Genomic DNA, 18,532 nt, shown 5'->3' with positions numbered 1-18,532 from the left:
AGTCAATTATAATCGATTCATAGTCAATTATAATTGATTTTGAGTCAATTACTGCAGTTGACAAATTATACACTAATACTTATTCAGGGCGGAGGAATGAATGATGAGTAAAAAGGTCATCTTGATCACGGGTGCATCATCCGGTATAGGCAAGGAAACCGCAAAGAAGCTTCTATCCGAAGGTCATATTGTTTATGCCGCCTCAAGGCGGGTTGAACAAATGCGCGATCTAACAGAATCAGGCGCGATAACAGTAAAAATGGATATTTCAATAGAGGAAGAAATCAGAGCTTGTATCGATAAAATCATCAAGGAACAAGGAAGAATTGATGTGCTTTTCAACAACGCCGGATTTGGTCTTTACGGGAGCGTAGAGGAAGTGAGCATGGATGATGCGAGATATCAGTTTGAAGTGAATATTTTCGGATTGGCCCGAATGACCCAGCTTGTCGTGCCTTACATGAGAGCACAAAGAAAAGGAATAATTATCAATACTTCATCTGTAGGTGGAAAAATCTACACGCCGCTTGGCGCATGGTATCATGCCACCAAACATGCCCTGGAAGGATGGTCCGATTGCTTGAGACTCGAATTGAAGCCGTTTGGAATAGATGTCATCGTTATTGAGCCGGGAATTATTGAGACCTCATTCGGAGATGTGATGAGCGAGCCTATGCTGAAAACCTCTGGAAGCGGTCCGTATAAGGACCTGGCAGAGTCCGTTGCGAAGACAACCAAAAGCTCCTATCAGGCAGGAGGCGGTTCATCCCCTGGCGTAGTGGCAAATATCGTTTCAAAAGCAATCGCAGCGAAGAATCCCAAAATCAGATACGCTGTCGGTAAAATGGCCAAACCCTTGATTTTGTTGAGAAAATGGATTAGCGACAGGAACTTTGACAGACTCATTATGAGTCAGATGAAATAAAGACAAAGCTTTGCCAAGAATACCTTGATTCCAGTTTGAGGATGCTCAATCTGAAGTCAGGGTATTTGTCCTTTTCCTTGACAATCCTGCACGTATTACTTACGATTGACTGCAAGTCGACATAGAAGTTAATGATCGAGGTGCCGGTTTCAATGAAAAGAGCCATGACGGAGAGCGCTAAAGCAGAGAAAGCGAAGCTGATTTTAGATACCGCACGTGAAATGTATCAGAACAGCACATTTGATAAAATCAAAATGAGTGATATAGCGAAAGCGGCGAAAGTTTCAAACGGGACGTTGTTTTATTACTACAGCACGAAAGAAATTCTGTTTATGGAAATGCTTTTCCTCGAATACGAGAAACGCTTTCAGAATTTCGTAAATGTCCTTCTTCCTTTTCAAACCATGACACTTGAAGCATTTAAAACCTTTTTTCTTAGCGAGATGGAAAGTATTCTGGACCAGGATTCCGTGTTGATCCGATTGAGCGCCATAAAGAATACCATTCTGGAAAAGAATATCGATCAGGAAACAGCCATTAAAGACAGCACGGGGTTGTACGCAATATTAGATCATATCGTACGCTTATTGACTGAAAGAGTGAGTTTATTAAATGCTGAAGCTTTTTACGATTTACTGTTGGCTCAGAACGCCATTATTGTAGGGTATGCCAATATGGCAAGCATGCCCGAGGTGCTGCTTAAAGCGATTGACGACCATGAGCTGGAGGGTTTCAGAATAGATTTCAAGAAAAATGCACGGACCGCAATGGATTATTATCTTGTTGGATTATTTGAAAAGCTGAAGAATAATTAAAAAGTCTGGCGACGGTTATAATATTTTTCCGTTTGTTAATCAAGCACGTTATGTTAAAATATATAGAATGTATTTTACAATCAATGAAGCAGGTGAAGAAAGTGAACGGGCAATCCGAGTACAATGTATTATTGTTTTACAAATTTATCGCCTTACCCGATGCGGAACAATTTACGCAGGAGCATCTGGCCTACTGCAGAGAGCTTGGCATCAAGGGACGCATCCTGATAGCTGACGAAGGAATTAATGGAACCTTATCGGGGACGATCGGGCAGACGGAGCAATACATGCATGATCTGCGCCAGAATCCTCATTTTGCTGATATTGTCTTCAAGATCGATGCCGTCGAAGGACATACCTTCCGTAAAATATTTGTCCGCTACAAGAAGGAACTGGTCACCTTCCGCTTCAACGAGGAAGCTATCAACCCTACAGTCCAGAGCGGCAAGCGGCTTGCTCCGAAGCAATTTTATGAATATTTGCAGCGCGATGACGTGATTGTGCTCGATGGCCGCAATGGGTATGAGTATGACCTGGGTCATTTCCGCGGCGCCATCCGTCCGGACATCGAGACCTCAAAGGAGTTTCCCGAATGGATCAGGGAGAACCTGAGCGAGAATAAGCATAAGCCGATTCTGACCTACTGCACCGGCGGCATACGCTGCGAGAAGCTGAGCAGCTTTCTGCTGAAGGAAGGCTTCGAGGACGTTTATCAGCTGGATGGCGGCATCGTCACCTATGGACAGGATGAGGAAGTGAAGGGCAGATTATTCGACGGCAAATGTTATGTGTTCGATGAGCGGATCTCCATTCCGATCAATCATACGGAGGAAGCCAATGTGGTGGGACAATGCCATCATTGCGCCAAGCCCGCCGACCGTTACATCAACTGCGCCAATGATCTCTGCCATCACCAGCATATTATCTGCGACGAATGCGAAACCCTGCACAATCATTATTGCTCCGAGGAATGCAGCTCGTTCTCGCAGGCAATCTAATTTTATAATTTACGGTCAAAATGCAACCAACCACTTACCTTCCCGCTGCAGCCGGGAATAGATAAGTGGTTTTTTTATAAAAAACAGCGCCGATTTCAGGAAGCTGAAATCGGCGCTGCCGGTATGAATAGAAATGTGCCGCTGGTGAATCTTAATAAGCGAGTGAGAACAAGCCGTTGATATGAGCCAGGTAGCGGGCATTGCTCGCTTTTTTCATCAGGGAAGCCGGCGTGCCTTTCAGCTCGATGCCGCTGCCGCCAATGCTGCCGATTCCATCTTTGCGTCCGAGACTCGCCAGAGTACCGGAGAATACCGGATTGAACGTGTCCATGCTGCTGCCGTTGAAGAAAGCTGCGATGTTGGCGCCGGCAAGCTCGCCCATTTGCCAGGCCAGCTGTGCTGTCGGCGGGTAAGGACGGCCCTCGGGACCAAAGACAACCGCACAGTCGCCGGCAAGGAATACTTCCGGATGGGATACGGATTGCAGGAATTCATTGACCGTGGCACGGCCGCGGTTTACTTCTACGCCGCTTTCGGCAACCAACGTGCTGCCTTGAACGCCGCCTGTCCATACCAGCGTGCTCGTATCGATCGTTTGGCCGTCTTTCAGGCTGACAACAGATCCGTTCACTTCTGTGATGGCAAGGCCTGTCAGGAACTTAACGCCGCGCTGCTCAAGGCTTGAAGTTGCACGCGCAATCAGATCGGCCGAGAAAATCGGCAGAATGCTTGGCATAGCCTCAACAAGATACAGCGAAATATCGGCAAAATCTACGCCGTTCTTGCGGCAGATGCCTGGAAGCTCATCCGCCAGCTCGCCCACAAGCTCCACGCCTGTAAGTCCGCCGCCGCCGATAACGAAAGTAGCGTCCGCTTTGTTTTTGGTTTTGCTGTATTCGCGGATGCGGTCTTCAACATGCGCGTAGACGCGGTTGGCGTCCTGTACGGATTTCAGAGTCAGGCTGTTTTCCTGCAGTCCCGGAATACCGAAGTAGTTCGTTTCGCTGCCCAGAGCAAGAACCAGGGAATCATAACGATAGGATTCTCCGCCCTCAAGCTTCACTGAACGGCCTGCGACATCGATTTTTTGAACCGTGCCGACTTTAACGTTGATTTGCTTGCCTTTAAGCAGCTTCTCCAAAGGCAGGGCAACCGCCTTCTCTTCCACATTGCCCGCCGCAAGACGGTGCAGTTCCGTGATGATTTGATGTGAAGGAACACGGTTAATGACTGTGATTGTAGCCTCTTCTGCCGACAGATGCTCACGTGCCGAAAGAGCGCTCAACAAGCCGCCGTAACCGCCGCCCAATATAAGAATATGTTTACTCACGTTCATCCTCCGTTCTGAATGATTAATCTATTCGTCTTTTTTATTTCTTTCGCCCAGAATATCCAGGTAAGCTTGGCTGAAACGAAGCATTTTCTGAAGCTCCGGATCTTTCAGCAGCTTAAGCATGCCAAACAAACCGATGGTTGCTTCGCTTTGCTCAGCGCGGTCATTCGCTTCGATAACGGCAGATGCGTAGCCTTTGACTTTCTTCTCAAGCGGCTTTACCACCTCTTGAAGGCCTCCGACCATATCTTGAATAAGCACGCGGTCCGTTGCCACTTTTGAAGCAAGATCATACGTTTTGGTAAGCAGAGTCATCATTTCGGTAAGCTTCGGCAGTTGTTCCACCAATACCGTTAAGGACTCTTGTACTTCCGGCTTTAGCAGTTGATCCAGCACATCCGGCTTGGCAGCTGCTTGTACTGCGGTAACTTCTGTTTGTTGTACAGTTGTTTCTGACATTTGCACGTTTCCTCCTTCATTCAAATAAATAGTGCCGGCTCGCTGCTGAAAACGGATACTCTTCTAATCAGTCGGAATGTAATAATTTTTCATCTATCAGCCTTCTTAGTGAAAATCTTCACATAGAATCATAGAGGCGCGCCGTATCCAGACTGATGCGAACGACATGGTCACATCTGTATCTATTGTATACCTAAACGACGAATTTTGCATCCCCAAAACAAAATGTCAGATCTTTTGTTTTTATGGCGGATCTGGATTTATTATACGGGATAGTCAGGCTGCTTATTCTACCTCGGCCAATGAGAATTTTTCAACAAGAAAACCGGCTGGGCGCATCTCGCGCTGCCGGTTATTTTTTAACATGAGGGCTATGGTGTTGTTCCTTGCTTATCCCAGATGTAAATTGTAACCGTTTAACATTTGTTGGCTCCTGTTATCGGAATTCATGGATGATGAATAGTGGAGAGAACCGCATTTATTCTTCAGGTACGGCACTTAAAGAATTGCGAAGTCGATTCATATCGCTAACCGGGGGCAGACCGAACATTCGGGCATATTTCCTGCTGAATTGGAAAGGACTTTCATAACCTGCCTGAAAGGCCGCATCCGCAGCTTCCGCGACGTTTCCGTAAGCAGCAGACGGCGGGCCTTCTGCAGTCTTATTTGCTTCTGATACTGCAGGAGACTCATGGCGGTAACTTTCTTTGAAATGCTGATGCAGCGATGACGGGCTCATATTCACAGCCCTTGCCAGCGCTTTTTATTGTCTTTTGCAAACCAACCTTGCCGCTGGCCAAAATCAAATAGAGGACCGCCGGCAATTTTGCCAGGCGGTCCTCTATTTGAATACGGAGCCAATTACAGAGAAAACATGGTGTATACACCTATAGACAGGACAATAACGGAGACAGCGCTGCATAAATAAGTATGCCGCGTCAGATTGGCGCGTTTCCTCCAGGCTAATGCCAGCTGCCTGCAGGCAAAATACATACTGATTATATTGACAAGAAACAGCACGAGAATGAGCACATCCATAATGACGGAGCCGTGGCCTTCCATATCCCGATGCTGCAACTGCATCCCCGCTGTCGCGCCCATTATGAGCGGAGCCAAGGCCCAATGGATCAGATGCAGAATAATGACGCCCGTAACCGAAATAAAAGATAAGGTGGAATATTTCGACTCAAGACCCATTACCCTGATTTTCTGCAGCATTCCATTCCCCCTTTTCACATAAGGCGGCGGCTTGTTCTTCACACTGCGGTTGTCTGAAGCGTCCTATTTGCCGTTATTTTTGTATATTCATTCCTCTCCGATTGCAGAACAACCATATAGGAAGGCCCGTTGAAAAAAAACAGGCAGCCTCCCCGTTATACGATCTGCTCCACATGGACCGATTTGTCTTTGCTTAAATCCAGATACTGGCCTTTCACCTCGACAAGGGGACTCAAGGGATCATTGGCATGAATCAGAATAATATTGCCCCGCTGTCCATTGGAGAGGCAGACCTCGCTGCCAATCAGCATGTCCATGATACGCGCGAGAAAGCATAACGTTATCTCCGGATCGAGCAGCCCATAGGCATTTTGCGACATTTCCAGCAGCACCTGATAGAAAGGAACCTGTTTCTTGTAGACCCGCTTCGAGATCATCGCGTGAAAGACGTCCGCGACGGCTACGATTTTGCTGAAAGGGTCCATCTGCTCTCCCTTGATGCCATGCGGATATCCGCTTCCGTCCTCGCGCTCATGATGCTCCAGAGCCACCAAGGCGTGCCGCTGCGCAAGCCCCGGCGTTTGCCTGATCAGTTCGTACCCGTAAAGCGTATGCTTCTTCATTTCATCAAATTCTTCAGGCGTCAGCTTGCCCGGTTTATTCATGATCGCTTCAGGGACTTTCGCTTTTCCGATATCATGCAGGAAGCCCGCGATGGTCAGATCCAGCAATTCCTCTTCGCCAAGACCCTTCACTTTGCCGATTAAACGGGCAATCAGCGCAACTGCGATAATATGACGGTAGGTATATTCATCATTTTCGCCGAAATAGGTGAAAACCTGCTTTAAATAAATATGGTTGCTCATATCCACAATGATCGGCACCATCGTATTGCGGACATGCGCAAACGGAATCTCATCGAAGTGCCGGACCTGATGAAAGACGTCCTTGATTTCCACAATAGCCGAATTCAGCAGGTGCAGGACCGGAAGATCTTCAATATCCTCTTCCTTCAGCATAATTTGATGTTGAATGAGCCGCTTCAGATTTTTTCGTGTGAGCCGGGAAAAAGCAGGCACAATCAAGGCACCCATTTGGTTGTACATATTTTTATTTACTCTCATGCCTACATATTGATATTGCCGAACAGTCGGAGTCACCAAGATTCCACCACTTTCACGGGGTGCTTAATATAGAAGAAATCAGATTAAGCCTGCATCATGTTATCGATATCAAAGGTTGTATTTTCGACAGACTCCAGAATTTCCTTACTGTAATTCCCGATAGAGACTCTTCCCGAGTGCATTCTGACGACGCTGACCCGCCTCTTGGCCTTCAGCAGCGTGGCCGCTCCGGTCTGCCCTCCTACAATCTTCGCCGTGATATCCCCTTCGGCTTCCAGCCTTGAACCGCGGCAAACGGCCAGCCGATGCTTGAAGGATATATTGCCGGCCGAGTACAAATCACTGACAAGAACTCCGTCGCGCTGGATCAAAATATCGCCATTGGATTTGAGCTCGCTGTTATGGCATTGATTGATGGTAATATTGACCAGTGCCTCCTGCATGCGGGCCACCTCCTGATGGGCGTCCGTCAATAGGGACAAGAAGCTCTGGACGCCATTTCTGGTGGCCGACTCAATGAGCTGCGAGGGCTTCAGGAAAACCGCCGCCATTTCCATCAGCTTCTGGTACTCTTCTTTCTTCAGATGACGGATATTGGCGACCACGGATAGCAGATCCTTGATTAGCCCCGGTATATCCTTCATTTTCTTCTCCAATAGCAGCAGCACAATCTGTCCGTATTTAACCGTCTGGTCACGTGACTGGATCGCTTGCTCCAGCACCTGGGAGCCGATCAGCAGCTTCTCGATCTGCTTGCTCAGCAGCTTCGAGGTGTTGTATAAACGGTTGAACATGACACCGAAGTATCCCGAATACAGCTTGCTGCCCATTACATTCCCCCGGATATGGATGCATCCCGTTGCTGTGATGGTCGCATTGAAGACACTGCCAATGACATATACATTCTCCAGAGATTCAATAATCATATTGTCGGTTACATTGCCATATACGATCACATCGCCGGAGAAGACAATATTGCCCGTTTCAATGTCCACATCGCCGGAGACGGTATACGCTGTCGAGATATCAAAGACTTTGATTTTGGTTCCCGTTATCCGCGGGCGTCCTTCTTTTCTGGCGATAATGGCCCCCTGTGGAGTCAGCTCTACGCCCGACTTGGCTACCAGCAGGATATCAGCCGGCGCTTTGGGCGTGATCAGATTGCCGTAAACATCGTATCCCGGGATGCCGTCGATAATCGGGGATTTCCTGGCAATAACGTCGCCGCTGGTGACGGAAGGAATTTGCAGATGATTGCGGAAGTCAACCGTCCCTTCCGTTTCATGGAAACGGCTTTCGATCTCCTCGGAGAAATAAATCTCCAGCTCCGCATCCTTCCCGGGTACGGGAGCTTTGCCCATGGCGATGAGAATCGGGCTATAGGTGGGCTGCAATAATTCCTGATGAATAGCGGCCAGGTCGACGTTTGCTTTGATCGATTTCTTTTCAAGCACGGCGGCGACATCTGTCAAATGCACACTTTCAAGAACCATATTCCTGTCTTCCTCGGCAGATAATATGATTTTGGCAAGAGGCTCTGTATCGGTTAGCTGCCAGGCATACCGTTCTTTGGCGTGAAGGTGGAAATAAGCGTGAAGCTTGTCTTCCGAGACCGTAATCTCATACATCGGTTGATTCTCAATTTCCCAAAGGATGCTGTCGCTGGAAGTCACGTTGATTTCTGAATGTATGTCATGATGATTTACCTTTAGTTTGACCGGGGCAATAGCACTGATGACGGGGAGCTTGCCATTATTGACGGGATCATGGACAATTATGCGGTGTTCAATTACCTGAATCCAGCCGTCCTGCTTCAAGGGGCTTCTGATATCCCCTTCGTTAGTGGAAGATCTGGAAGCCGCATCCACTTCACCCAGATGCAATTGCTTGATCAGCTGTGACAATTCATCTTCAGAGATTTTTTTCTTCACGTTAACACCTCTCAAACCTCAGACCAGAATGGTTTTTTTAACAAAAAAAAACACCATCCGATTGGATCGTGTTTATACACCACCAATTCGGCAGCCTGGCGACCATAGAGATGCTCTCTTTAGGCCCATAGCTTTGCGTCCCTGGCTTTCGGCAGGTTTGCCTTTATCGTTTGAGTTTCTTAATTAATAGTCACTAGTTCCTATTTAAAGTTTAATAATTAGGAAAATATACCTTGCAAGTCCAAATTGAGTGTACTAAAAGGACTGCCTTTTGTCTAATGCAGTCAAATAAAGAAGTTCGCCTGTTTACAGCCGTTCATACCTGAAATCTACCATGTTCAGGACGGAAAAACGACTTTTCAAGTCATTCGATAACTATTTTCACTCCGCTTCCGATAGGCACGAAGGGTGATTGCATTTTAATATTGTTAGCGTTATGATTTCAAATCATATCATTCCGTGATTCTGCAAAAAACGATGATTAAAATAGATATTTCTAATAGATATTTAAATATAAACGGTTTTCATATGGGGTTTTTCAATATTTTTCCATTCCGCTTTTTTTCGTCGGGCAGCCCAAAACAAGTATTGGAGTGTAAACAAGAATGATAAATATCAGGGTCATTATTGCTGACGAAGACAATCAAACGAGAGAAACAGTCAAGAAGTTTATCACTGCGCTTCCTTATATTGCGCTCATTGGCGAAGCTCCCGACGAACATTCCGTTATGGAAATCATGGTCCGGGAGAGGCCGGATTTAATTTTGACCGATCCTTCGCAGCCGGGCCTGGGAGGACTTAAGGCGCTGAAGGACTATTTGCAGATCATCCCCCGTCTGAAAATGATCTGGATGGCCTCAGGCCAGGAGTATGCAATCGAAGCATTCAATATGGGTGCAGTCGACTATATCATAAAACCGGTCCTTCGCACCAGACTATACAAGGCGCTGGAGCGAACAAAACATAATCTTGAAATGGAACAGAAGGCCAATCATTTGTTCATTAATCCGGACCCCAAGCTGATTATAAAAATCAATAAAAATATTCATATCATTCCTTTTAATAAAATACTTTTCATAGAAAAAATGGGAAAAAAATCTATAATACATACGCTGAATAACGATCCCCTTGAAACCTATGACAAACTGGAACCGGCTCCTCATCTGGTACAGGCTCACCGCTCCTATCTGATCAATCTCAGCAAAGTGTCCCGTATAACCAGGATGGGTGAAACCTACCAATCCTTCTTCGGCAGCTATCCCCGACAGGCGTTGATCGCCAAATCGAAAATGAAAGATATTCAGGAGCAGCTTCTACTGAGAGACCCTAAACAGCCTTAAAAAAGAAGCCGTCAATTTCCGGTTTCAAGCTTCATTCGCGATTTCACCGAACGCGCATATTCCGAAGGACTCATCCGCGTGGCATTCTTGAATGCCTTGGAAAAATAATGGACGCTGCTGAATCCCAGCTGCCGGGAAATCTCTGTGAAATTATAGCTTTCTTCCCGGATGTACCGCTTGGCGCGCTCGATCTTAAGCTTCGAGAAGTACTCCTTTACGGAATAGCCGGTATTCTGCTTGAATAAGCTTTTGAGCTGGGTTTTGCTGATATGCAGCTCGCCGCAGATATCGTTCACATTCATCGGACCGCCGATTCTTCCTTCCATAAACAAAAGCGCCTGTCTGGTCAGTTCATCCTTGCTTTTCTCCCGGGCTGGCGAGGACAAGGGCTTCTCCGATTGCAGAAAACTGCTTTTTCGCAGCAGACGGATCAGGAAAATTTCCAGGTAACAGCGGAGCAGCTGCTCGCTGCCGATCACCGCACCCTCGCGGCGCTCCAGCGGATGGCGGAACGGGAAAATGAAGGCATTCTCACCCTCCTTGATCATCTGCGCCAGCAGATTGCGCTCCTCATCCTCCAGACTGAACACTTTATCCGCAAAACGGTTCATTGAGTCCGACCGGCAGTCGAACGTCATGACGATCGCATTGGGCGCTTTGCCCTTGGCGGCATAAAATTCATGAAACTCATTCGGCTTATGAAAAATAATCATGCCCTGCTTCAGCAGCTGCCTCCTGCCGTCGGCAAACACCTCGATTTCTCCCTTGTCCACGTACAGAAACTCCCAAAAGTTATGTTTTTCACCGTTAAACCCGAAGTCCTTGTCCAGTTCAAAATAATACATCGTGATGAGCTTCTCAATGACAAGGGTCTGCTGCAGCGGTGTCCGCTGCAGATCGTCCAGCTCTGCTTGCGTGCTCACTTGCAATCATCACCTTCCGTTTTATCCGTTAATGCTATCATACCGCGTGCCGCCAGCGGCGGGAAGGGTCGCCCGATAGCAAAACAACAAAAAACGGGGCTTTTTGAACAAAGCCCTTCCGCCTCTAAGCTCTTATACTTGTAGTAAATCCAGTCAAGCAGATCATAGGAGGATGGCAAGATGAATTTGGGTGTAATCGGTTACGGGCTTCGCATACGCTCGATAATTGCGGAGATTGTCAAGCAGGAGCCCTCATGCAGGGTGACGGCTATCGTCGATGTGCGCAAGGATGAGATCCGGGAGGAGCTTCAGGCGCAGGGGATGGACAGCATCCATTATTATGATACAGCCGAGGAAATGCTTGGCGCGGAGAGCCTTGACGGCATACTAATCGGCACGCGCTGCTCGCTGCATACGCCAATGGCGGTGAAGGTGCTGCAAAGCGGAATTCCGCTTTATCTGGAGAAGCCGGTATCCACGACGATGGAGGATTTAAGACGGCTGAAGGCGGGCTTTGAAGCTTCCATATCGAAAGTGGTGGTATCGTTTCCGCTGAAGCTGACGACGATCGTGCAGCTGGCCAAGGAAATTATCGATTCCGGCAAAATCGGTACGGTGGAGCATGTGCAGGCCGTGAATAATGTGCCGTATGGCGGGGTTTATTACCAAAGCTGGTACCGGGACGAGCAGGAAACCGGCGGACTGTTTCTGCAGAAGGCCACGCATGACTTCGATTATATCAACAGCCTGCTTGGGATCAAGCCCACCGAGATTGGCGCGATGACCTCCAAGCAAATTTTCAAGGGTACGCGGCCGGCAGGCCTGAAATGCGTTAACTGCGAGGATAACCGGGTCTGCCCGGACAGCACCGCCTTCAATAAAGATCGCTGGCGCAGCTGGGAGTACTGCTGTTATGCGGAGGATACCGGCAACGAGGATTCCGGAAGCTCCCTGATCCGTTACGAATCCGGTATGCATGTCTCCTATTCGCAGAACTTTTTTGCCCGCCGGGAGGCTGCCGCGCGCGGAGCGCGTTTGCTTGGCTATAAAGGGACGCTGGAGTTTGATTTCTACACCGGCAAAGTGAACGTATTCATGCATCATACGCCGCGTGTGGAAACCTATGACATTTCAGGGGGCGAAGGACATTTTGGCGGCGATTCCACCCTGGCTCAAAATTTCGTGGCTATCATGCAGAACGGCGCGGAATCGCTCTCCCCGCTGGAAGACGGTTTATTGAGCGCGTTGATGTGCCTGAAAGCCAAGGAATCAGCCGAGACCGGCATGTTCCGCTCCATTGATTGGGTGTAGCTCGCGGCGAAGCAACGGCAGGGAAAAATAAAACGTGACTTTTCCTTCCTCTGCCAGAACACCGAAGGAAGCGTTATGGCTGTGCAGAATGGTCCCGGCAATGGATAGCCCAAGACCGGTGCCGCTGAATTTTTTGCTGCGGGAGCTCTCCATGACATAGAAGGGCTTCCATACCCGCTCCCACTCGGCCTCCTTCCCGGTGTTCGTGCTATTCGTGATGCGGAATTGAACGGCGTCCTCCTTCGCCGCAAGCGTCAAGGACACCTGTTTGCCGGTCGAATATTTCATCGCATTCGTCATAAAATTGTGCAGGGCGGATTCAAGCTTCCTCCTGTCCGCCATCACCCATGATTGAGCGGGCAGGCGGTTGTCCACCTCCAGCTCCAGGTCCTGCTGCCGGAACGCAATCCGGTATGCGACCAGCATCTCCCCAAGCAGCTGCCGAAAATCGACGGGCGCGAATTGATACGTCTCGGCCTGCAGCCTGGAGAGCTCCAGCAGACGGTCGATCATCCCGGACATGGCTTCGCTCTGCTGCCGGATCACATCGGCATAGCTGCCATCGTCCAGACCGTCCTGAATGCCGGACGCATACAGCTGAATCAGGGACAACGGCGTTTTCAGCTCATGCGAGATATCCGCGATAAACGTCCGCAGATTGGCATTCTTCGCTTCCAGCGATTGATGCGCGTCCTCCAATTTATCGCTCATCCGGTTGATGCTGCCGGCCAGGGACTCAATTTCATCGCCCGTCCGGATATCCGCCTTAACAAACGACAAATTGGAAATCGCCTCAGCCGTTTCATTCAGCTTCGCAAGCGGTTTGACAATCCGGGTCGTATACAGAGCGGACAGCACGATAAGCAGCAGCAGCATGCCAACCCAAATGTACAGATTGAAGCGGTTGACGATCTGGATCGTATCCGAGGAATAGGAGATGGACTCCCCTACCGCAAACACATATCCGCCTGCAGGCAGGAAATTGACCAGGAAGCTGGACTTCAGCTTGGCCTGATCATATATTTTATTGACCTTTCCCCCTTCGCGCAGTGCCACCACACTTTCCTCGGCCAGCCAAAATTTGCTGAGGGCGATGCCCTTCCGGTTAAACTGCACGATGAGCCGGCTGTTTAGGTCATTGACCGTATCCGCCAGGGAAGTATACACGATCGTTACCTGATACTGCTCCTCCATAGGTCCGATCCGCTCCACCAGCTGCCCGTACTCCATGGCCGCAAGCTCCGAAGTCAGACCGGCAAGCTTATGCTTCTTCTGGTACAGGAAGTATTTGGGAAGAAAAAATGTATTCACGGCAAAAGACAGCACAAAAACCGCGCACAGCGCCACCGTAATCCGCAGGATCAGCTTCCTGGTCAGTTTACTCATCGGCATCCACCAGACTGTAACCCATTCCCCGGAATGTTTTGATGCGATGCTCGCCGATCTTCTCCCGCAATCTGCGGATATGGGTATCCACCGTACGTTCTTCGCCGAAATAATCGAATCCCCACACTTGATCGAGCAGCATTTTGCGGGTCACAATCTGCCCCTTGTTGACAACCAGATATCTCATCAATTGAAATTCCCTGGAGGTAGCCAGCACATCGTGCCCGCCGCGATAAATCTTCTGTCCCTCCATATCAATGGTCAAATCGCCGAGCATAATCTTGTCAGTCAGCTGCAGCAGCTTGCGCGCGCGAATGAGCAGGATGCGCGGATCGAACGGTTTGCGCATATAATCGTCAGCCCCCGACTGCAGGGCGGCAAACTCATCTTCCTGATCGCCCTTGGCCGTCAGCAGCAGCACCTTCGTCCGGCCCGTCTTCTTGATTTCCCGGCAGACCTCGACACCGCTCCGCTTCGGCATCATCCAATCCAGAACCGCCAAATCCACCCTGTTGTTATAGAACAGATCCAACGCCTCCTCTCCATCCTGCGCAAGAAGCGTATTGAACCCTTCTTTATGAAAGTATGCCTTTAATATTTGCAGCATAAGCGGTTCATCGTCAGCAAGCAGCAGCTTCATGCCCGCACCTCCTTCCTCCTGGGCCGCTGTACGGCAAAGGCAGCAGCAAGCCTCCCCCACTATAAACTCTGTATGTTACACCAGTATGACAGAAGCGTCTGTCTCCGGACAAGCTGTCTTCCTACCGCTCCCGCTTCAGGTCAGGTGGACTTTTTTTGCCGGCATGCACTTTCCTGTAACAAAACTCTCTTACACTGACTCTGGCTGCAACGACAAGAATTGGAGGAGATAACATGAAACAACGATTAGCTTTGATTTTGGCGGCAGGCATGCTGATGTGTGCCGCAACCGGATGCGGCAGCGGCGCTGACGCCCCCGCGTTTCCCCACCCATCAGTAAAGAAGGAGGTTCCGGTTCTGCAGACGAACGGGGTCGTGAAACCGGCGGAAAGCCATTTTGATTTCGAAGTGGATCCGGAGACCTTTGCCCTTACGATTATCAAGGACGGCGTACGGCAGCAGGCATCGCAGCCGCTGCCCAAGGAAAAGGTAAGCGGTCTGGTCAAAAGCAAGGATTCGGTCCAGTGGACTTACCCGGGCAAACTCAAGGTCAGCATCGCCAGGAAAAGCGATTATTTGGACATCCGTCTGAACAGTATCGGCGCTGCCCAATTTCAATGGCCGGCCGTCAAGGCGGACAGCTATATGCTTCCCATTGGGGAAGGGAAAAAAATCCCGGCGAACGATGCGAATTGGAAAACCTTCCTGAACGGCCAGGCCTACACCTGGAGCGAATCGTTCTCGATGGACTTCTTCGCTCTGAATGCCGCGCCGTTCTCCATGGTCTATGTCGTGACGAACAAGTTCAATAACGAGGTCCATTTTGACACATCCCCGTCCGTGCAATTTCAATTTACGCATCAATTCCCTGCTATAAATCCAGACAAAAGCTACGGCTTCCGTCTGTACGTGACCGGCAGCGAACCGCAGGAGGTCGTGCGCCCTTACAAGGATTACGTCAAAGAGAAGGGAGACTTCGTCACGCTGGAGGAAAAGGCCGGAGACAATCCAAACATCCGCAAGCTGTACGGAGCCCCCCAGATTTATCTGTGGAGCGGGTCCATTCTCACCGACGCCGACGTGAATTGGCCGAAGCTCCGCGCCCTGCTGCCAGGGCCGCTCGGTTCGTGGCTGGTTCGGCTGCTCGCAGGAACAGCCGACGGCAGCGGCGAGTACGAGGAAGTGCTGAAGCAGGTTCCCAAGCAGGATTATTTGGACAAATACCAGAAAAGAATCGTGCTGGACGCACTGAACCAGGGAATGAGGATGAAAGGGTTCTACTCCCCTTCCGTGTTCCCGAACCCCGGTGAGGAGGCTGAGAAGCTCCTCGCTCAGGGACCTGGCAAGTTAAGCGAGGAAAAGCTGTATGATTTGAACAAGCTGCTGCTCAAAAGCGTGCTCAAGAACACTGCTGCCGATTTGTCTGAATGGGGCCAGTCGGACTCGACGAATCTGCTCAAGGACATGCACAGCTCCGGCATCGAGAACGCCTGGATCGGCTTGTCCAATTGGGCCGACGGGCTGATGAATCCCCAACTGGTGAGCGAAGCGGATCAACTGGGCTATCTCATCGCTCCATATGATTCCTATCATTCCATTCAACAGAACGCGGATCCCTCCTGGAACACCGCTTCCTTCGCGGATTCTTCACTTTATGAGAACGCGACGATCACTCGCAAGAACGGGACAAAGGTGGCCGGATTTCTGCAGCGGGGGCGCAAGCTGAACCCTACCCTCGCGATGCCCAGCGTGAAGCAGCGCGCGGAAGGCATTTTGCAGGACGGAATCGACTTTAATTCCTGGTTCGTGGATTGCGACGCGACAGGAGAAATTTATGATGATTACTCGCCTGCTCATGTAACGACACAGCAGCAGGATCTGAACGCCCGGCTTGAACGGCTCGGCTATTTTGCCAAGGACCGCAAAATGGTGGTCGGCTCGGAAGGCGGCAACGACTATGCCAGCAGCGTAATCGCTTTCGCCCAAGGAATCGAGAGCCCGGTCATCGCCTGGGGCGATCCCGATATGCGCGACAATGAGGACAGCGAATATTATGTCGGCGGCTATTATTCTGCGGACGGCATACCCGACCGCTACGGCAAACCAGTGCCCATCAAACCGCTGTACGAGAAGGTCTATTCCGATCCGGCTTATACACTTCCCTTATATAAGCTGGTATATAACGACTCCATCATTACGACCAATCATTGGGAGTGGGGCAGTTACAAGATCAAAGGCGAAGAGGCGGACCGGATGCTTTACGGGCTGCTGTACAACGCGCCTCCCTTATATCATATGAATCGTCAGAGATGGGAACAGGACAAGGCAAGCGTCGTCGATTACCTGAAGGTCTGGTCCCCGTTCAATCGCCAGGCCGTAACCAGGGAAATGAGCGGATTCTCCATTCTGACTGACGACCGGCTGGTGCAAAGCGCGCAGTACGGGGACAATCTGAAGGTTATTGTCAATTTCTCCACTCATGACGTTACATTGGACAAGGAAGTCGTCAAAGCGATATCGGCCGTTATTTATGAGGGCAAGCAGCGTCTGGAATTCAACGCCGCTGCCAATATCAAGCTCATATCTTAATTCCCATGGTTTCGGACCGCGCGCAGCACCCAGCCCCCCTGTGGCGCTGGGCTACGGCTGCCGGCCGCATGCCCGGCCTTGTCCGCGCCATGACTCAGCTGCCGGATAAGGCATCCCCCGCAGGCATAGAAGCGCCGATGTGGACGGGATGACTTTACCGGTAATCCAAAAAGGCTTCCGCATTCGTATCTGCGGAAGCCTTTTTCAGTATGCGTCTGCTCATGGCACATCAATTCTCTGCCTTTTTCATTCTTTCATTCAGCCAATCCGCAAGATCCGCCGCCCGTTATTGGATAAATGCCGCTGCGGGCGAAGAAAGCCTGTTCCATAGAGCTTAAAAAAATTATGCCTGGGATGGCCCTGTAAAAGTCACATTCAAAACCTGCTGGGCTGCTTTGCGGTGGGCCTCAATAATCCCTTCAGCCTGTATATCGAGTTTGCTGACTTCCTTGTAAGGAAGCGCCGCCGCAACATCCCGCCGAAACGGGAACAGGGACAGCTCAATTACATTTTTGTTTTGCCAATGGACCTGGATCTTTCGCTCGCTGCCCGGTTCAGCCGAATAATGAACACCGCTGCCAAACCATTCATATTCCTGCGCCGGTGTCCCCGGCTCCTCCATACACAAAAATAACGAAAGCTCGTCGCACACCAGCATGATGCCCAGGTGGTGCTGAACCCTTGCATCCAAGGCGGATTCAATGCCGAGCAGCTCAAGCAGCTGCTTTTGCCTGATATATTCTTCGTTCAGATACCCTTGCGTCTCCTCATCCCTGATTCTTTCGAACAAGGTCGTATACAGAAGGCTGCACAGCAGAGCCGAATACGGATTCTTGGCCGCAACCTCAGCGATTCCTTTCTTGTAAAATGCGAACCGCGGCTTAAGCGGAAAGTCGCGGAAGGAATACGGGCAGCGCCTCGCATCATTCCAGAAGGGCGAGAAATCCAGATCGATCCAGCCCCGGTCATGCTGATAAGCCGCGTATATAAGATCCTCTTTCCTTTCCGGATCATGCAGCCATTCATTGTTCCACTCCGAGGCAAGAACTCCGGATATTTGTGCATGATCATGCTGGTTAATCATCACGAATGCATTCGCTTTCTCATAGACGATCATATCGGCAGCCCCTTTACATCCGTCAGATTTGTTATTCTTATTATAGGCATGAGCGGGGCAAAAAAGCATCATGAGAGCGCTTTATTTTCTATTGACCATCTCCCGTCCAGCCTCCATCCCCGCCGCATTGTTAAAGCGGTGCGTCTGTATTACAATGATTGGACGTATACAGAAGAGGAGCTGCTTCATCATGGAATTTTCGCTTGAACGCATTGAGAACAAGATTGAATTTTTTGAGGCTTACGATTTGAAAACGCTGGAGATCAGAATCAATGATCAGATTGAGAACAATAAGGCTTTGCTGCTTGACGTGTTCTCTCTCAGCCACCAGGCGGTATTCAATCCTCTTGCCAATAAAATGCTTTACAGTGCCGTCGTCCACTTCAAAGCCAAGTAGAGCTTGCCCGGCGAAGGCCATAAAAGG

16 protein-coding genes, 1 pseudogene and 1 riboswitch are annotated in these 18,532 nt (G+C 49.7%); of the genes and pseudogenes, 7 read left to right on the top strand and 10 right to left on the bottom strand.

Features of this window, described 5'->3' with window-relative positions:
• The first annotated feature begins 100 nt into the window (after window positions 1–100).
• The 3 genes from AC0YNV_RS00545 to trhO all read left to right on the top strand — a co-directional run bounded on the left by AC0YNV_RS00545 (window position 101) and on the right by trhO (window position 2,738).
• Window positions 101–925, top strand: a complete 825-nt coding sequence (locus AC0YNV_RS00545; RefSeq protein ID WP_475764976.1) for an oxidoreductase — start codon at window positions 101–103, stop codon at window positions 923–925.
• Window positions 926–1,077: 152 nt separating this feature from the next.
• Window positions 1,078–1,740 carry a TetR/AcrR family transcriptional regulator gene (locus AC0YNV_RS00540; protein WP_475764975.1) on the top strand — a complete coding sequence of 221 codons (663 nt, stop codon included), beginning with the start codon at window positions 1,078–1,080 and terminating at the stop codon, window positions 1,738–1,740.
• A gap of 101 nt (window positions 1,741–1,841) precedes the next feature.
• The gene (gene trhO / locus AC0YNV_RS00535; protein WP_475764973.1) at window positions 1,842–2,738 is read left to right on the top strand and encodes an oxygen-dependent tRNA uridine(34) hydroxylase TrhO; all 897 of its coding nucleotides are present in this window, start codon (window positions 1,842–1,844) and stop codon (window positions 2,736–2,738) included.
• Window positions 2,739–2,889: 151 nt separating this feature from the next.
• Here the strand turns inward: trhO and AC0YNV_RS00530 are convergent, their stop codons facing one another.
• The 6 genes and pseudogenes from AC0YNV_RS00530 to AC0YNV_RS00505 form a co-directional block, all read right to left on the bottom strand.
• Window positions 2,890–4,068, bottom strand: coding sequence for an NAD(P)/FAD-dependent oxidoreductase (locus AC0YNV_RS00530; RefSeq protein ID WP_210037512.1), 1,179 nt, complete (start codon window positions 4,066–4,068; stop codon window positions 2,890–2,892).
• A gap of 27 nt (window positions 4,069–4,095) precedes the next feature.
• Window positions 4,096–4,530 carry a DUF1641 domain-containing protein gene (locus AC0YNV_RS00525; RefSeq protein WP_210037511.1) on the bottom strand — a complete coding sequence of 145 codons (435 nt, stop codon included), beginning with the start codon at window positions 4,528–4,530 and terminating at the stop codon, window positions 4,096–4,098.
• A 478-nt stretch (window positions 4,531–5,008) separates the two neighbouring features.
• Window positions 5,009–5,287 (bottom strand): annotated as a pseudogene (locus AC0YNV_RS00520) (helix-turn-helix transcriptional regulator); the annotation flags it as partial.
• A gap of 104 nt (window positions 5,288–5,391) precedes the next feature.
• Window positions 5,392–5,748, bottom strand: a complete 357-nt coding sequence (locus tag AC0YNV_RS00515) for a hypothetical protein (protein ID WP_475764971.1) — start codon at window positions 5,746–5,748, stop codon at window positions 5,392–5,394.
• Between the two features lie 155 nt (window positions 5,749–5,903).
• On the bottom strand, window positions 5,904–6,854 hold the full coding sequence (locus tag AC0YNV_RS00510) for an HD domain-containing phosphohydrolase (RefSeq protein WP_475764970.1): 951 nt from the start codon (window positions 6,852–6,854) through the stop codon (window positions 5,904–5,906).
• 101 nt (window positions 6,855–6,955) lie between these two features.
• Window positions 6,956–8,803: a DUF342 domain-containing protein gene (locus tag AC0YNV_RS00505; RefSeq protein ID WP_475764967.1), complete on the bottom strand. Its 1,848-nt coding sequence runs from the start codon at window positions 8,801–8,803 to the stop codon at window positions 6,956–6,958.
• 86 nt (window positions 8,804–8,889) lie between these two features.
• Window positions 8,890–8,975, bottom strand: a riboswitch (cyclic di-GMP riboswitch).
• A gap of 433 nt (window positions 8,976–9,408) precedes the next feature.
• Between AC0YNV_RS00505 and AC0YNV_RS00500 the strand changes: the two genes are divergently transcribed.
• Window positions 9,409–10,143, top strand: a complete 735-nt coding sequence (locus tag AC0YNV_RS00500; RefSeq protein WP_475764965.1) for a LytR/AlgR family response regulator transcription factor — start codon at window positions 9,409–9,411, stop codon at window positions 10,141–10,143.
• 11 nt (window positions 10,144–10,154) lie between these two features.
• Here the strand turns inward: AC0YNV_RS00500 and AC0YNV_RS00495 are convergent, their stop codons facing one another.
• A complete protein-coding gene (locus AC0YNV_RS00495; protein ID WP_475764963.1) occupies window positions 10,155–11,066 on the bottom strand; it encodes an AraC family transcriptional regulator in 912 nt (303 codons plus the stop codon).
• A gap of 180 nt (window positions 11,067–11,246) precedes the next feature.
• Between AC0YNV_RS00495 and AC0YNV_RS00490 the strand changes: the two genes are divergently transcribed.
• A complete protein-coding gene (locus tag AC0YNV_RS00490; protein ID WP_475764961.1) occupies window positions 11,247–12,377 on the top strand; it encodes a Gfo/Idh/MocA family protein in 1,131 nt (376 codons plus the stop codon).
• Here the strand turns inward: AC0YNV_RS00490 and AC0YNV_RS00485 are convergent.
• Window positions 12,336–13,763, bottom strand: a complete 1,428-nt coding sequence (locus AC0YNV_RS00485) for a sensor histidine kinase (protein WP_475764959.1) — start codon at window positions 13,761–13,763, stop codon at window positions 12,336–12,338. The genes AC0YNV_RS00490 and AC0YNV_RS00485 overlap by 42 nt on opposite strands.
• The gene (locus tag AC0YNV_RS00480; protein WP_475764957.1) at window positions 13,756–14,403 is read right to left on the bottom strand and encodes a response regulator transcription factor; all 648 of its coding nucleotides are present in this window, start codon (window positions 14,401–14,403) and stop codon (window positions 13,756–13,758) included. Before AC0YNV_RS00480 ends, AC0YNV_RS00485 begins: the two co-directional genes overlap by 8 nt.
• A gap of 233 nt (window positions 14,404–14,636) precedes the next feature.
• Here AC0YNV_RS00480 and AC0YNV_RS00475 point away from each other — a divergent pair, with 233 nt between their 5' ends.
• Window positions 14,637–16,991 carry a glycoside hydrolase gene (locus tag AC0YNV_RS00475; RefSeq protein WP_475764955.1) on the top strand — a complete coding sequence of 785 codons (2,355 nt, stop codon included), beginning with the start codon at window positions 14,637–14,639 and terminating at the stop codon, window positions 16,989–16,991.
• A gap of 343 nt (window positions 16,992–17,334) precedes the next feature.
• On the opposite strand, the gene AC0YNV_RS00470 is transcribed toward AC0YNV_RS00475, so the two are convergent.
• Window positions 17,335–18,108, bottom strand: coding sequence for a DUF3891 family protein (locus AC0YNV_RS00470; RefSeq protein ID WP_475764953.1), 774 nt, complete (start codon window positions 18,106–18,108; stop codon window positions 17,335–17,337).
• 190 nt (window positions 18,109–18,298) lie between these two features.
• Here AC0YNV_RS00470 and AC0YNV_RS00465 point away from each other — a divergent pair, with 190 nt between their 5' ends.
• Entirely contained in the window at window positions 18,299–18,505 is a 207-nt protein-coding gene (locus tag AC0YNV_RS00465; RefSeq protein ID WP_475764951.1) for a YrzA family protein, read from the top strand.
• The last annotated feature ends 27 nt before the right edge of the window (window positions 18,506–18,532 follow it).

It is taken from the genome of Paenibacillus sp. JT31N11, from assembly GCF_056269285.1.
The sequence above is the reverse complement of the archived record's forward strand: the minus strand, read 5'-3'. Positions and strand labels throughout refer to the sequence as shown.

Coding starts and splice junctions, on each gene's coding strand:
- AC0YNV_RS00465 (WP_475764951.1), top strand. CDS start 18,299: ATGGAATTTTCGCTTGAACGCATTGAGAACAAGATTGAATTTTTTGAG.
- AC0YNV_RS00480 (WP_475764957.1), bottom strand. CDS start 14,403: ATGAAGCTGCTGCTTGCTGACGATGAACCGCTTATGCTGCAAATATTA.
- AC0YNV_RS00470 (WP_475764953.1), bottom strand. CDS start 18,108: ATGATCGTCTATGAGAAAGCGAATGCATTCGTGATGATTAACCAGCAT.
- AC0YNV_RS00485 (WP_475764959.1), bottom strand. CDS start 13,763: ATGAGTAAACTGACCAGGAAGCTGATCCTGCGGATTACGGTGGCGCTG.
- AC0YNV_RS00540 (WP_475764975.1), top strand. CDS start 1,078: ATGAAAAGAGCCATGACGGAGAGCGCTAAAGCAGAGAAAGCGAAGCTG.
- AC0YNV_RS00475 (WP_475764955.1), top strand. CDS start 14,637: ATGAAACAACGATTAGCTTTGATTTTGGCGGCAGGCATGCTGATGTGT.
- AC0YNV_RS00525 (WP_210037511.1), bottom strand. CDS start 4,530: ATGTCAGAAACAACTGTACAACAAACAGAAGTTACCGCAGTACAAGCA.
- AC0YNV_RS00500 (WP_475764965.1), top strand. CDS start 9,409: ATGATAAATATCAGGGTCATTATTGCTGACGAAGACAATCAAACGAGA.
- AC0YNV_RS00515 (WP_475764971.1), bottom strand. CDS start 5,748: ATGCTGCAGAAAATCAGGGTAATGGGTCTTGAGTCGAAATATTCCACC.
- AC0YNV_RS00490 (WP_475764961.1), top strand. CDS start 11,247: ATGAATTTGGGTGTAATCGGTTACGGGCTTCGCATACGCTCGATAATT.
- AC0YNV_RS00545 (WP_475764976.1), top strand. CDS start 101: ATGATGAGTAAAAAGGTCATCTTGATCACGGGTGCATCATCCGGTATA.
- AC0YNV_RS00510 (WP_475764970.1), bottom strand. CDS start 6,854: ATGTACAACCAAATGGGTGCCTTGATTGTGCCTGCTTTTTCCCGGCTC.